Source organism: Halomonas sp. 3H (genome assembly GCF_024206005.1).
Lineage (GTDB): Bacteria > Pseudomonadota > Gammaproteobacteria > Pseudomonadales > Halomonadaceae > Halomonas > Halomonas campaniensis.
The window spans coordinates 1,527,576-1,541,980 of the sequence record NZ_CP100360.1; the positions used below are offsets into that span (position 1 = coordinate 1,527,576).

Consider the following 14,405-nt stretch of genomic DNA (forward strand, 5'->3'; position numbering starts at 1 on the left):
CGGCCGGCGGCACGGCGTCAGCCCTCCAGCGGCAGGCGCGCCTCGGCGACCAGGATGCCGTTGTTGTCGGCATAGAGCCACTCGCCCGGGGAGAGCGTCACCCCGGCGAAGGTCACCGGGATGTCGCGCTGTCCCTCGCCGCGCTTATCGCTCTTGCGCGGATGGGCGCCCAGCGCCTGTACGCCCAGCTCCGTCTCAGCCAGTACGTCCACGTCGCGCACGCAGCCGTACATCACCACGCCGCTCCAGCCGTTGTCGGCGGCCTGCTCGGCGAGCATGTCGCCCAGCATGGCGCAGCGCTGGGAGCCGCCGGCGTCCACCACCAGCACCGCTCCCTCGCCGGGTTCTGCCACGGCCTGCTTGACCAGGGAGTTGTCCTCGAAGCACTTCACGGTGCGGATCGGCCCGCAGAAGGCCTCGCGGCCGCCGAAGTTGACGAACAGCGGGTCCAGTACGCGCACCTCGGGATGGGCGTCGCAGATGTCGGGGGTGATGATAGGGCTCACGGCGGGGCTCCTTGCTCGGTGTCGATGCCCCGATGATGCCATAGCCCCGGCAGTGCCACAGGACGGCTTTGGTGGGAGGTCAGGCAAGAAAATTACTTAAGGCACGTCCGCCATCTATTCGGGCCGCGTCTGCCTGGCTCAGTCGGCCAGGCAGACGCCATTGCGTCCGCTCTGCTTGACGCGATACATGGCGTCGTCGGCATGCCGAACCAGCTCGGTAATTTCGCTGCCATGACACGACGAAAGCGCAATGCCGATACTGCACGAGGGAATCAGCGTCAGGTCCCCGAGGGTAATCGGCTCCACGAGCTGCTGCAGGACCTGAACCCCGATCCGGGTCGCCGTGCCGGCGTCACTCACGCCGCAGAGCAGGCTGATGAACTCATCGCCGCCCAGGCGCCCGCAGAGGTCGGCGCTGCGGAGTGCCGCCTGGAGTCGCGCGGCGAGGACCTGCAGCACCCGGTCACCCGCCGCATGGCCATGGGTATCATTGATCTGCTTGAAATGGTCCAGATCGATGAACATCAGCCCGAGGGAGGGCGTGTTCCCGGCCTCGGCCCCCTCCAGCAACCGCTCGAGGCGTTCGAAGAAGGCCGCACGGTTGAGCAGGCCGGTCAGCTCGTCATAGGTCGCCTGGTGCGTCATGCGGGTTTCATTGGCCTTGCGCTCGCTGACGTCATGGGCGTTGCCGATCATGCCGATCAGCAGGCCGTCGACGTCATAGAGGGGGGCGGCGTTGGTCACGTGCCAGCGCCATTCACCGTTGCGATGGCGGACGCGATACTCGAGATTGCTCAGCCGCGTGTTGGATGCATAGACCTGCCGCATGAACGCTTCGCAGTGCGCCATGTCGTCGGGGTGCACGATATTGGCGAAATGCAGGCCGGCCAGCTCCTCGGGGGCATAGCCCAGCAGGGTGAACAGGTTGGGTGAGAGATACTGAAACTCGCCGTCAAGGTTGAGGGTATAGATGACGGCGTAAGCATCCTCGACCAGGGTGCGGAACTTGTGCTCGCTCAGGCGCAGCTCGGCCTGAGTGCGCTTCTGCTGGGTAATGTCCTGAAAGGAGACGATCATGACGCCTTCGTCGATCGTGGCGCTGACGACCACATCACGAACGCTGCGATCCTTGCAGGCGATCTTGAACTCCACCGGCTCGACCTGGCCGGACCCTGCCATCGCTTGCTTCTGGGCGGCATACCACAGTGCCCGCACGGCGGCGCGGTGGTCCGGATCCGGGTAGGCCAGGGCGAACCAGGCTTCGACGGTGGGCACCTCCTCCTGCGCATAGCCGAAGGTGCGGTGGAACTTGGCGTTGCTGAACAGTACCCGCCCCTCGCTGCCAAGCTCGATCACGGAGGTGGCGATCGGCAGGTGTTCCAGCAGACGCTGCAGGTTAGCCTGGGAGGCCCGTAGCTCGGTCTCGAGCCGCTTGTAGGCGCTGATGTCGACCATGACGCCTTCCCAGAGCGTCCGGCCGTCCTCCAGGCGACGCGGGTTGGAAGAAATCGCCACCCAGGTATCGCATGCCTGCACCCGGAGTCGACCCTCCCAGTGAAAGGGCTGCTGCGTCTCCAATGCGGCGAGGTTGGCCTGGATCATGGCGTCACGGTCATCCGGATGGATCACGGCCATGATCCGCCCCGAGTCGGCCATCAGGTCGTCGCGCTTGAGGTCGCACATCTGCAGGAAGCGATCGCTGACGTAGCGGAAGCGAAGCCCTCCTTGCGGCTGTACCTCGACGGCATAGGTGCCGACAGGGAGGCGGTCGAAGAGCGCCTGGGTGGAGGGACCGTGGTGGGGTGTCTGGGCAATCTGGAGCGTCATGGTCGGGAGGTCACGGTAGACGGCAGGGGTCATGCCGCGACAGCAGGATCCGTTTCGGGGTGGATGCCGAATTGTTTCACACCCGCATCCTGGACCCCACTGGACCATTGTAAAAGATTGACAACTCCGGAGAGGATGGCGTGCTATCTCATGTAGCGCACGATCACCATCAAGGCAGGGGCTGCCCGGGATCGTCACGTTCCAGGAAACATTTCGAGCCAGCACAGGGGCCCGTTCGATGCACCGCGATATTGTCCAGTGCCTCAATGTCACCGAGCACGGTCGGGGCCGCACGCCGCTGCTGATGATCCACGGCTTCGGCTGCGACCAGACCGTTTGGAGTCGCCTGGTGCCGTTCCTGGAGCGGGACTACCGGCTGATCCTCTTCGACCTGGCGGGCTTCGGCGCCGCCGATCCCGCGGCCCATGATCCCGGCCGCCACGGCACGCCCGCCGGCCACGCCGAGGACGTGGTGGCACTCTGCGATGCCCTGGGGCTCGAGGGGGCGCTGATGGTCGGCCACTCCATCGGCGGCACCATCGGGCTGATGGCCTCCATCGCCCGCCCTCAGGCCTTCCGCAAGCTCTGCCTCATCTGCAGTTCGGCGCGCTACCTGGACGACCCGCCCGACTACCTGGGCGGCTACACCCCCGAGCAGCTCGACGGCCTGCTGGCACTGATGGAGCAGAACTACCTGGACTGGGCGGGGACCCTCTCCCGAGTGGCCCTGGGCGATGCCCTGACCCCATCGCGCCAGCACGACCTGCAGCAGCGCTTCCTGGCGGTGGCGCCCGAGGTGCTCCGCCCCCTGGCGCGCAGCATCTTCCTCGGCGATACCCGCCACCTGCTTGAGCGGGTCACGGTGCCCAGCACGGTGGTGCAGACCGCCTTCGATGTCATCGTGCCGCTCAGCGCTGCCCAGTACCTCCAGCAGCACCTGCCGGAGAGCGAGCTCGAGGTGCTGGAGTGCGCCGGGCACTACCCGCAGCTGACCGACCCCGAGCGCCTGGCCCGGGCGCTGCGCACGCACCTGACGATCCCCTCGGCCAGCTGACCGCCTGGCCATCCGGAGCCCTTTCCTCCCTGCAAGGAGCCGCGCCGATGCCGATCCGTCCCCAGGATCTCGCCCAGTGGTGGAACCGAGCCCCCGACGGCCAGGTGGTGGTCGACGAGCAGGGGGTCATCCTGGCGGTCAACCGCTGCGTGGGGGAGTGGTTCGGGGTGCCCGCCGGTGCGCTTATCGACACCCCGGCCAGCGACCTCTTCACTCCGGCGGCGCGCCTGCTCTACCTCGGCCTGGTCGGCTATCGCCTGGCGGAGCGGGGCCGGGTCGAGGAGGTGCATCTCGAGCTGTCGCTGCCCAGTGGGCAGATGCTGCCGGTGCTGTGCAGCGCGCGGCGGATCGACTACAAGGGCGCCCGGCTCTCGCTGCTCGGCCTGATGCCCATCGACCGCAAGCACCGCCTGGAGCGGGAGCTGCTGGAGGACCGCGAGGCCACCGACCGGCTGCTGGCCGAGAAGGGCGCCATCATCGCCGAGCTCGAGTCCCTGCAGGCGACCCTGGAGGCGCGCCGCCAGGAGCTCGAGGCGCTCAACCGCCGGCTCGACCACGAGGCGATGACCGACGCGCTCACCGGTCTGCCCAACCGGCGCCGCTTCGACCGGGTGCTCGGCGGGCTGCTGGCGCAGGTGGATACCGACGCCCTGGGGGGCGGCTTCACCCTGGCCCTGCTGGACGTGGACCACTTCAAAGCCATCAACGACCGCTTCGGCCACGCCGACGGCGACCGCGTGCTGGAGACCCTGGCTCGGCTGCTGCACGACACCCTGCGCGGCGATGACCTCGCGGCCCGCGTCGGCGGCGAGGAGTTCGTGCTGCTGATGCCCAGCACCTCCCCCGAGGACGCCCGCTGCCCCCTGGAGCGCCTGCGCACCGGTGTCCAGCAGCACCCCTGGCAGGGCATCCCCGTCACGCTGAGCATCGGCCTGGCCGGCCACCGCCCCGGCGACACCGCCGCCGGCCTACTCGAACGCGCCGACCGCGCGCTCTACGCCGCCAAGCAGGGCGGCCGCAACCGCATCGTGGTGGGGTGAAACGGTTAATGCCGGTGGCACTGCGCTCGCCCTCCGTAGGAGCGCTGCTTGCAGCGCGATAAGGTGGCACAGCCGGCGCTGGTGGGAGTAGCCCTCGCCTTGCAAGCAAGGCTCCTACACAGGGTGGGGGGTGCGGGACGCGCGGGTGAAGCCGCCATCGCTCTTCGTAGGAGCGCTGCTTGCAGCGCGATAAGGTGGCACAGCCGGCGCTGGTGGGAGTAGCCCTCGCCTTGCGAGCAAGGCTCCTACGCGGGGTTGGTGGTGCGGGACGCGCGGCTGAAACGGCAATCGCCCTTCATTAGGAGCGCTGCTTGCAGCGCGATAAGGTGGCACAGCCGGCGCTGGTGATAGTAGCCCTCGCCTTGCGAGCAAGGCTCCTACGCGGGGTTGGTGGTGCGGGACGCGCGGCTGAAACGGCGGCACAGCCGGCGCTGGCGGGGGTAGCCATCGCCTTGCAAGCAAGACTCCTACGCAGGGTGGGGGGTGCGGGACGCGCGGGTGAAACCGCCATCGCTCTTCGTAGGAGCGCTGCTTGCAGCGCGATAAGGTGGCACAGCCGGCGCTGGCGGGGGTAGCCATCGCCTTGCAAGCAAGGCTCCTACACAGGGTGGGGGGTGCGGGACGCGCGGGTGAAACCGCCATCGCTCTTCGTAGGAGCGCTGCTTGCAGCGCGATAAGGTGGCACAGCCGGCGCTGGTGATAGTAGCCCTCGCCTTGCGAGCAAGGCTCCTACGCGGGGGGCTTGTGGGGGACGCGCGGGCGAAACGGTGATTGCCCTTCGTAGAAGCGCTGCTTGCAGCGCGATGGAGATCCCGTGGCAGGCGGGTGGCGCCGCTATCGATGCGTGATGGGACTATTCAAAGCCAGACCGCATTCCAGTATGGGTACTGCAGAATGTCCTTCACCAGGCCAGCCCTCAATGGGTTGGCGACGATATACCGTGCAGCCTGCCGGAGGTCTTCCTCGGCACGAATGGCATGGTCGTGAAAACCTCGCTGCCAGATGCTTTCGCCAATCTCCTTGGTGACCTTGGCCTTGTAGAATCTGACCATGACGGAAAGGTCTCCTTTCAATTGCACGAGCCAGTGGATGTGATCAGGCATCACCACATAGCTCAGCGTGTTCCCGTGCAGCATGATGGCTGGTGCGTAGAAGGTCCGTGCGGCCGCTCTGGCATTGGCATGGTCTTGGAATAGTGTCCGTCGATCCGATGTCACGATCGTGACCAGGTAACAGTGGCCTGGCAGCGAGCAACGTCCCTTCCTGAGGTGGCGAGCATGAGGCATGCGGAACCTCATTGGATGGATATACGTACAGTATAGTAGCAGGTGTCTACCGGCTGAAGGTGCGCTGCTTGCAGCGCGATAAGGTGGCACAGCCGATGCTGGTGGGGTTTGCCATCGCCTTGCGAGCAAGGCTCCTACGCGGGGTGGGTGGTGCGGGACGCGCGGCTGAAACGGCCATCGCCCTCCGTAGGAGCGCTGCTTGCAGCGCGATAAGGTGGCACAACCGATGCTGGTGGGGTTTGCCATCGCCTTGCGAGCAAGGCTCCTACGCGGGGTGGGTGGTGCGGGACGCGCGGCTGAAACGGCAATCGCCCTTCATAGGAGCGCTGCTTGCAGCGCGATGGCGAGCTCCTTGGTCCCTAATGATTTCCAGCATGAAAAAAGCGCCCCCGGCTGGGGGCGCTTCTGTCATCGGCTCAGGCCGCCGCGAGGGCGGCCATTCGATGTTGCGAGCATCGGAGTCGAAGCTGAGGGTATCAGGCTTCCTGGGCGACGGGAATCACGTTGGAAGCGGCGTTCTGATACTCCTCGATCTCGTGGAAGTTCATGTAACGATAGATCTCGCCGGCCATGGCGTCGAACTCGCCCATGTAGCGGCGGTATTCGTCGACGGTGGGCAGGCGACCTTCCACGGCGGCCACGGCCGCGAGTTCCGCGGAGGCGAGGTACACGTTGGCACCGTCGCCGAGGCGGTTCGGGAAGTTACGGGTGGAGGTGGAGACCACGGTGGACTTGGCGGCCACGCGGGCCTGGTTGCCCATGCACAGCGAGCAGCCCGGCATCTCCATGCGCGCACCGGCGCGGCCGTAGATACCGTAGTAGCCTTCCTCGGTCAGCTGGTGCTGGTCCATCTTGGTCGGCGGGGCCAGCCACAGGCGGGTCTTCAGGCTGCCGGCCGGCTGCTTCTCGAGCAGCTTGCCCGCGGCGCGGAAGTGGCCGATGTTGGTCATGCATGAACCGATGAACACCTCGTCGATCTTCTCACCGGCCACGTCGGAGAGCAGGCGGGCGTCGTCCGGATCGTTCGGGGCGCAGAGTACCGGCTCCTTGAGCGCCTCGAGGTCGATCTCGATGACCTCGGCGTACTCGGCGTCCTTGTCGGCGCGCATCAGGCTCGGGTTGGCCAGCCACTCCTCCATGCCCTGGATGCGGCGCTCGATGGTACGGCGGTCGCCGTAGCCGTTGGCGATCATCCACTTGAGCAGGGTGATGTTGGACTTCAGGTACTCGCTCACGCTCTCCTCGGAGAGGGTGATGGTGCAACCCGCGGCACTGCGCTCGGCGGAGGCGTCGGAGAGCTCGAAGGCCTGCTCGACGGTGAGGTCCTCGAGGCCCTCGATCTCCAGCACGCGACCGGAGAAGGCGTTCTTCTTGCCGGACTTCTCGACGGTCAGCAGGCCTTCCTTGATGGCGTAGTAGGGGATGGCGTGGACCAGGTCACGCAGGGTGACACCGGGCTGACGCTTGCCCTTGAAGCGCACCAGCACGGACTCCGGCATGTCCAGCGGCATCACGCCGGTGGCGGCGGCGAAGGCCACGAGGCCGGAGCCGGCCGGGAAGGAGATGCCCAGCGGGAAGCGGGTGTGGGAGTCGCCGCCGGTGCCCACGGTGTCGGGCAGCAGCATGCGGTTCAGCCAGCTGTGGATGATGCCGTCGCCCGGACGCAGCGAGACGCCGCCGCGGTTCATGATGAAGTCGGGCAGGGTGTGGTGGGTGTCCACGTCGACCGGCTTCGGGTAGGCGGCGGTGTGGCAGAAGGACTGCATCACCAGGTCGGCCTGGAAGCCGAGGCAGGCGAGGTCCTTGAGCTCGTCGCGGGTCATCGGGCCGGTGGTGTCCTGGGAGCCCACGGTGGTCATCTTCGGCTCGCAGTACATGCCCGGGCGCACGCCCTCCATGCCGCAGGCCTTGCCGACCATCTTCTGGGCCAGGGTGTAGCCCTTGCCGGTATCGACGGGCTGCTCGGGCAGGCGGAAGACGTCGGACGGGGCCAGGCCCAGCGACTCGCGCGCCTTGGTGGTCAGGCCGCGGCCGATGATCAGCGGGATGCGGCCGCCGGCGCGGACTTCATCCAGGATCACCTGGGTCTTGAGCTCGAAGGTGGTCAGCACCTCGTCGGTGCCGTGCTTGCACACCTTGCCCTCGTAGGGGTAGACATCGATGACGTCGCCCATCTCCATCTTGGAGACATCCATCTCCACGGGCAGGGCGCCGGAATCTTCCATGGTGTTGAAGAAGATCGGGGCGATCTTGCCGCCGAAGCAGAAGCCGCCGGCGCGCTTGTTGGGCACGTAGGGGATGTCGTCGCCGAAGAACCACAGCACCGAGTTGGTGGCGGACTTGCGCGAGGAGCCGGTGCCGACCACGTCGCCCACATAGGCGACCGGGAAGCCCTTGGCCTTCACCTCCTCGATCTGCTTCAGCGGGCCGGTGGTGCCGGGCACTTCGGGGTTGATGCCGTCACGCTCGTTCTTGAGCATGGCGTTGGCGTGCACCGGGATGTCGGGGCGCGACCAGGCATCGGGGGCGGGGGAGAGGTCGTCGGTGTTGGTCTCGCCCGGCACCTTGAAGACGGTGAGGGTGATCTTCTCTTCCAGGGCGGGCTTGGAGAGGAACCACTCGGCGTCGGCCCAGGACTGGATGACCTCCTTGGCCACGGCGTTGCCCGCCTTGGCACGCTCTTCCACGTCGTGGAAGGCGTCGAACATCAGCAGGGTGTGCTTGAGCTGCTCGCCCACTTCCTTGGCCAGCTCGGCGTCGTCCAGCAGCTCGACCATGGAGACGATGTTGTAGCCGCCCTGCATGGTGCCCAGCAGCTTGACCGCGTGGATCTTGTCGATCAGCGGCGACTCGGCCTCGCCCTTGGCGATGGCGGTCAGGAAGCCGGCCTTGACGTAGGCGGCCTCGTCAACACCCGGGGGAACGCGGTTGGTGATCAGGTCGAGGACGAATTCTTCCTCGCCGGCCGGCGGAGCCTTCAGCAGCTCGACCAGTGCGGCGACCTGTTCGGCGTTCAGCGGCTTCGGCGGCACGCCTTCGGCGGCGCGCTCCTCGACATGTTGGCGATAGGCTTCAAGCACGGTGTGGCCCTCATTGGTGGTGGTCGCCAGGGCCCGGTGGCGTGGCGGGAGGCGTCTTACGGCGGACGCCCTGACACGGGGGCCATGGCACAAGAACAGGGGTGAAAGACGTCCTGTCTTCGGTGCCGGAAGTCTACGGTAAACTGTCGACAATGTTAAGCGAGCCCCGGTGGTTGACGCCTTGCACTTTGGTCGGCGCCCTGTCTGTTGAACTACAGGTGGGTCGAGTTACAGGAGAGGCTCCCCCCCGGGGCGGGTGACGCGGTACCATGGGAATAGTCTTAGAGCATGAGAAACCTTCAGCCATCCAACGAGAGGGATGCCATGGGTGCCATCGCCTCGCCCTGCGTGGGGCTCTGTTCCACCACCCTGGGCGACGCCACCTGCCGCGGCTGCCAGCGGGCCGACGCGGAGATCCGCGACTGGTTCGGCCTGGCGCCTGACGCGCGCGCCGCGCGCATGGCCGAGCTCGACGCCCTGCGCGAGGCCGTCGCCGGCCGCTACCTGCGCCTGGTGGATGACGCCGCGCTGGCCGAGCAGCTGGCCCGCCACCGCATCCGCTGCCGCCCCGAGCAGCCCGGGCTCTCCCGGGCGGTGGAGCTGCTGCGGGTGGGCCGCGAGCGCATCCGGGAGCTGGCCCGCTATGGCCTGGCGCCCCGCGAGGCCGCCTCCGGCCTGTCGGTGGTCGAGCTCCACGAGCGTATCGCCGCCGAGCTCACCGCCGCCGCCGAGCGCCGCCGCCATGCCCTCTGTGACAATGGCCTCGGCGACAACGCCCTCGGCGACAACGCCCTCTCCGAACCCTGAGCCCGAGACCCGCCTGCCATGTCCGACCCCGTGACCGATGTCCCGCCCGCCGATCAGCTGCTGTCGCCCGAACTGCTCGACTTCCTGGCGTGCCGCACCCCCGACGCCTGGATCGACTGGGCGCTCGAGAACCCCGAGCTGCTGCTGATCGACCACGCCCAGTGCGAGAAGAAGGCCGCCTCCACGGCGATGAGCCTGCTCTACCGCTACGTGGACCATCCGCTGCTGCTCACCAAGATGAGCCAGCTGGCCAGGGAAGAGCTGCTGCACTTCGAGCAGGTGGTCAAGCTGATGGAGGCGCGGGGCATCGCCTACCGGCACATCTCGGCCTCGCGCTATGCCGAGGGGCTGCGGCGTCACGTGCGCCCCGAGGAGCCCGCGCGGCTGGTGGACATCCTGATCATCGGTGCCTTCATCGAGGCGCGCAGCTGCGAGCGCTTCGCCCGGCTGATCCCTCACCTGGACCCCGAACTTGCCAAGTTCTATCGCACTCTGGTTAAGTCGGAGGGGCGCCATTATGAGGACTACCTGATGCTGGCCCGCCATCTGGCCCCGGCCCCCATCGAGTCCCGGATCGCCTTCTTCGCCGATCGCGAAGCGGAGCTGGTGCAATCGCCTGACCAGGCGTTTCGTTTTCACAGTGGCGTACCGGCGTAAGACCGGCCCCCACTTACCACGCAGGACTACAAGATGCGGGAAGCTTCCGACGTTGCCGTTACCCCGGAGCAGGATCAGCTGTCCCTCTTCGGCCATTTCTCGCTCACCCTCGGCGAGGACATGCTGACCCAGTTCAGCTACGACAAGGTGAAGGCGCTGCTGGTCTACCTGCTGCTGCACAACCAGCCGGTGAACCGCGCCAGCCTGGCCGAACTGCTGTGGCCCGACCAGGGCCTCTCCTCGGGGCGCACCAACCTGCGCCACGCGCTGCACTGCCTGCGCCAGTCACTGGGCGAGCATGCCGAGCGGGTGCTGGTGGTCTCTCGCCAGACCATCGCCTTCCGTCTGCCCGAGGGCTGGACCTTCGACATCCACGAGGTACAGCGCCTGCTCGACGGCGAGCGCGACCTGCCGACCCTGGCGCGCCTGCTCGAGGCCTATCGGGGCGACCTGGCCGAGGAGCTGCAGCTCGCCAACTGCGCCGAGTTCCAGCGCTGGCTGGTACAGACCCGCAACGACTGGCGCCAGCGGGTGATCCGCTTCGCCGAATCGGTCCTCGAGCAGCACGACAGCGTCCCCGACCGCCTGCTGCAGTCGCTGGTCAACCGCTTCTCCGGCTACGGCCCCTTCCACGAGCGGCTGGTCCGCCAGCTCGCCGAGCAGGGCCAGCTGGCCGCCGCTCACGAGCAGTACAACGCCTACCTGCAGCTGCTGGCGCTCTCCGGCCAGCAGCCCGAGCCGGCCTTCCTGCAGCTGGCCCGCTACTGGTCCGACTCCCAGGCCGATGCCGCCGGCGCCGGGGTGGTGGGCTTCTCCCGCACCCTGGCCCCGGACAGCTCGCCCCTGCGCGAGGAGGAGATCGAGCAGCGCCAGCTGTCGGTGATGGCCATCCGCCTGCGCCTCAAGGGCGACCTCTCGTCGCGCACCGGCAGCCGCGCCTGCCTGATGCTGCAGTTCGAGCTGCTGCGCTGGCTGGAGGAGCAGTGCCACCACCTGGGCGGCTTCTGGCTGCCCGGCGCCACCGGCGGCCTGGGCCTGGCCTGCTTCGGCACCCATGGCCCGGCTCACCAGCTGGCCGAGCTGGTGGCCCTCTTTGAGCACTGCCGGCGCATGCTCCCCGAGGAGAGCGCGCGCCACTGGACGGGGGAGGGCGAGCCGCCCCGGGTCGAGCTGGCCGCCGGGCTCAACAGCGGTCGGGTGGTCTACCTGCCCGAGCGCCACCTGGTGGACCCCCTCGGCCAGGTGACCCAGGGGTCGCTGGAGCTGATGGCCGCCGCCGAGGGCAGCGAGCTCGTCATCTCCCAGGAAGCCAGCCAGCACATGCCGCCGGCCCTGGACCTGCAGCCGCGGCTGAGCTCGCGGCTGGTGGCCAGCGACGGCCGGGTGCGCCTGCGTGCCCTGGTGCTGGGCGCCAACGAGGGCGGTCGCGAGGCGCTGCCGCCGAGCCTGGTGGGTCGCGAGAGCCAGCTGCGCACCCTGCGCGACGCCCTGGCCCGGGCCGGCATCGGCCTGCGCCAGAGCGTGCTGGTGCGCGGCCCCTCCGGCATGGGCAAGTCGGCGCTGATGGTCGGCTTCCGCCAGCTCGAGCAGAGCCGCGACGCGGCGATCTGCTGGCAGCCCACCACTCGGCTCTCGGTGCAGGAGCCCTATGGCGTGGCCCGCCAGCTGCTGCGCTGGCGCCTGGGCGGACGGATCGATCCCGAGGCCCTGGCGGAGCTGCTCGCGGCACTGGAGGCCCCGGCGCTGGACGAGGAGCGCACCCGGCTGCTCGAGGAGGCGCTGGGCGCCCGCGAGCCCCGCGAGGTGGCGGTGCTGACCCAGAGCAACGAGGCGGTGGAGCTGGTGGTGGGGCTGCTGCACCGCCTGGTCATCCATATCGCCGCCGACCGTCCCCTGGTGGTGATGATCGACGACCTGCAGTGGCTCGACGAGCCCAGCTTCAAGGTGCTGGCCGGCCTCCAGGCGCGGCTGCCGATCAACTGCGCCTTCATGCTGGTGGCCAGCCACCACGGCCGCGAGGCGCTGCCGGCGCGGCTGCACTGGGACCAGCAGATCACCCTGGGCCGGCTGGACGCCATGCAGTCGTCGCGGCTGCTTTCCCAGCTCGCCCGCCGCTACCGCATCCACCTGAGCCCGCGCCTGCGCGGCCAGATCATCGAGCGCTGCGACGGCGTGCCGCTCTACCTGCAGGAGATCTGCCGGCGGGTCGACATGGACCGCCGCGAGGGGCGCAGCGTGCAGCTCGACGAGCTGCCCCACGGCCTGCTGGGCCTGCTGGCCAGCCGCATCGACCAGCTCGACAGCGACCGCGAAGTGGCCCACGTGGCGGCGGTGCTGGGCCGGCGCTTCCGCTTCGACTTCCTGCACGAGTGCAGCGGCTGGGAGAAGCCGCGCCTCAGCCAGGCGCTGGAGCAGATGCGCCGCCTGGAGATCATCGAGCCGGTGGAGGGCGACGAGGACGGCCGCGAGTACCAGTTCACCCACCAGCTGCTGCAGGAGGCCGCCTACCTCTCCTGCCCGCGGGACGTGCGCACGGCGATCCACCGCCAGGTAGTGGCGCTGATCGAGGAGCGCTTCCCGATCTGGATCAGCCGCCACCCCGGTGACTTCGCCACCCACCTGCGGCGCAGCGGCCACTATGCCCGCGGCGCCCGCTACTTCGAGCTGGCCGCCCGGGAGGCGCTCAAGGTCAGCGCCAACCGCACCGCGCTGAAGATGGCCGACCTGGGTCTGGCCAGCCTGCGCCACGTGGAAGGGCAGGGCGAGCGGGAGATCAGCCTGCTGACGGTGCGCGGTCAGGCCGCCTTCGCCCTGGAGGGCCACGGCTCGCCCACCGCCCACGAGAGCTTCGTGCGCGCCCGCGAGCTGCTGGCGCGCCTGGGCAGCGAGGAGGAGACCGACACCGCCGATCTGGAGCAGGCCTTCCTGGTCAAGTGGGGGCTCTGGGTGGGCTGCAGCCAGCGCCACGCCCATGCCGACGCCTTCCACCTCGCCTCGCGCCTGGCGGGGCTCGCCGAGAAGCTCGACGACCCGCGCTACGCCCGCCTGGCCCAGTACGCCCGGGCCAGCTGCGAGTACTGGGCCGGCCGCATCCAGCGCGCCTACGACCACCTGGACGAGATCAACCCCCTCGAATCGCCGATGATGATCGAGTGGCTGCCGTTCTCCGACCACCCCCAGGTCTCGGCGGCCTGCTTCCAGGGCTGGGCGCTCTGCCTGCGCGGCGACTACCGCCGCGCCGAGACCCAGGTGGAGTCCGCCATCCGCCTGGCCGAGCGCATCAACCACCCCGGCAGCCTGGCCATGGCGCTGATGTACGCCTCGGCGCTCTACCGCCAGCTGGGCCACGTGCACCTGGCCGCCGCCCGCGCCGAGCGCGCCTTCGAGCTCACTGGCACCCCGGACCTGCACCTCTGGCAGATGGCCGCCCGCGGCGTGCTCGGCTGGCAGCGCGCCCTGGCCGGCGACCGCGACGGCCTGACCCAGGTCGAGACCGCCCAGGAGGAGCTCGCCGAGCTCACCGGCCGCGACCGCTACAGCCGTCCCTCGCTGTGGTATGTGGACGCCTGTATCGCCCTCGGCGAGTTCCGCCGTGCCGAAGACTACCTGGACCAGACCCTGATGCTCGCCCGGGAGAAGACCACCCTGTTCCTGCCGGAGCTGGCGCTCCACCTGGCCGTGGTCCGCCACCGGCTCGGCCACCCCCGCGAGGCGGTCGCCGCGCTCTGCCAGCAGGCCATCGACCAAGCCCGCGAGGACGGCAACCTCCACCAGCACCTTGCCTCTCTTGAGGTCTGGCTTACCGTCATCGACCCTGCCGACGAGAGCGCCCGCCGCGACTTCCGCCGCCTGCTCGCCGAGGTCAACCACTCCGACGCCCCCGTCCTCACCCGCTGGCGCACCCTGCTCGACCGCAGCCTGCCATACCCCGCCGACGCCACCTCCTGAGGAGGTGGCCGTTTCGCAGCGAGCGAGCATGCTTCTTCGACGGCCTGGTTCTACTGGTGGGAGCCCGATTTATCGGTGGTCCGACATCTCGGCGATGATGGAGCAGGTGACTGAGCCTGGTCGCCAACGCATCCCACCATAGGAGGGCAACTTGTTGCGCGACTGGCGCCGCCAGGCGCCCAATCATGGGCCACCACTCC

At 68.5% G+C, this 14,405-nt stretch carries 9 protein-coding genes; 5 read left to right on the forward strand and 4 right to left on the reverse strand.

Annotated features, from left to right (window positions below):
• Window positions 1–17: 17 nt before the first annotated feature.
• Both rraA and NFC98_RS07200 read right to left on the reverse strand, forming a co-directional pair.
• A complete protein-coding gene (gene rraA / locus NFC98_RS07195; protein WP_254277407.1) occupies window positions 18–506 on the reverse strand; it encodes a ribonuclease E activity regulator RraA in 489 nt (162 codons plus the stop codon).
• Between the two features lie 138 nt (window positions 507–644).
• On the reverse strand, window positions 645–2,333 hold the full coding sequence (locus NFC98_RS07200; protein WP_254277408.1) for a bifunctional diguanylate cyclase/phosphodiesterase: 1,689 nt from the start codon (window positions 2,331–2,333) through the stop codon (window positions 645–647).
• A 238-nt stretch (window positions 2,334–2,571) separates the two neighbouring features.
• On the opposite strand from NFC98_RS07200, the gene NFC98_RS07205 reads away from it, so the two are divergent.
• Entirely contained in the window at window positions 2,572–3,387 is an 816-nt protein-coding gene (locus tag NFC98_RS07205; RefSeq protein WP_254277409.1) for an alpha/beta fold hydrolase, read from the forward strand.
• Between the two features lie 47 nt (window positions 3,388–3,434).
• Entirely contained in the window at window positions 3,435–4,427 is a 993-nt protein-coding gene (locus tag NFC98_RS07210) for a sensor domain-containing diguanylate cyclase (protein ID WP_254277410.1), read from the forward strand.
• An 857-nt stretch (window positions 4,428–5,284) separates the two neighbouring features.
• On the opposite strand, the gene NFC98_RS07215 is transcribed toward NFC98_RS07210, so the two are convergent.
• Window positions 5,285–5,713 (reverse strand): transposase, encoded by a 429-nt coding sequence (locus NFC98_RS07215; protein WP_254277411.1) that lies wholly within the window; start codon window positions 5,711–5,713, stop codon window positions 5,285–5,287.
• A 476-nt stretch (window positions 5,714–6,189) separates the two neighbouring features.
• Window positions 6,190–8,793: a bifunctional aconitate hydratase 2/2-methylisocitrate dehydratase gene (acnB, locus tag NFC98_RS07220; protein WP_254277412.1), complete on the reverse strand. Its 2,604-nt coding sequence runs from the start codon at window positions 8,791–8,793 to the stop codon at window positions 6,190–6,192.
• Window positions 8,794–9,117: 324 nt separating this feature from the next.
• On the opposite strand from acnB, the gene NFC98_RS07225 reads away from it, so the two are divergent.
• The 3 genes from NFC98_RS07225 to NFC98_RS07235 are packed head-to-tail and all read left to right on the forward strand — an operon-like array spanning window position 9,118 to window position 14,205.
• Window positions 9,118–9,600, forward strand: coding sequence for a DUF1289 domain-containing protein (locus NFC98_RS07225; RefSeq protein ID WP_254277413.1), 483 nt, complete (start codon window positions 9,118–9,120; stop codon window positions 9,598–9,600).
• Window positions 9,601–9,618: 18 nt separating this feature from the next.
• On the forward strand, window positions 9,619–10,257 hold the full coding sequence (locus NFC98_RS07230) for a tRNA-(ms[2]io[6]A)-hydroxylase (RefSeq protein ID WP_254277414.1): 639 nt from the start codon (window positions 9,619–9,621) through the stop codon (window positions 10,255–10,257).
• Window positions 10,258–10,290: 33 nt separating this feature from the next.
• A complete protein-coding gene (locus NFC98_RS07235) occupies window positions 10,291–14,205 on the forward strand; it encodes an AAA family ATPase (protein WP_254277415.1) in 3,915 nt (1,304 codons plus the stop codon).
• The last annotated feature ends 200 nt before the right edge of the window (window positions 14,206–14,405 follow it).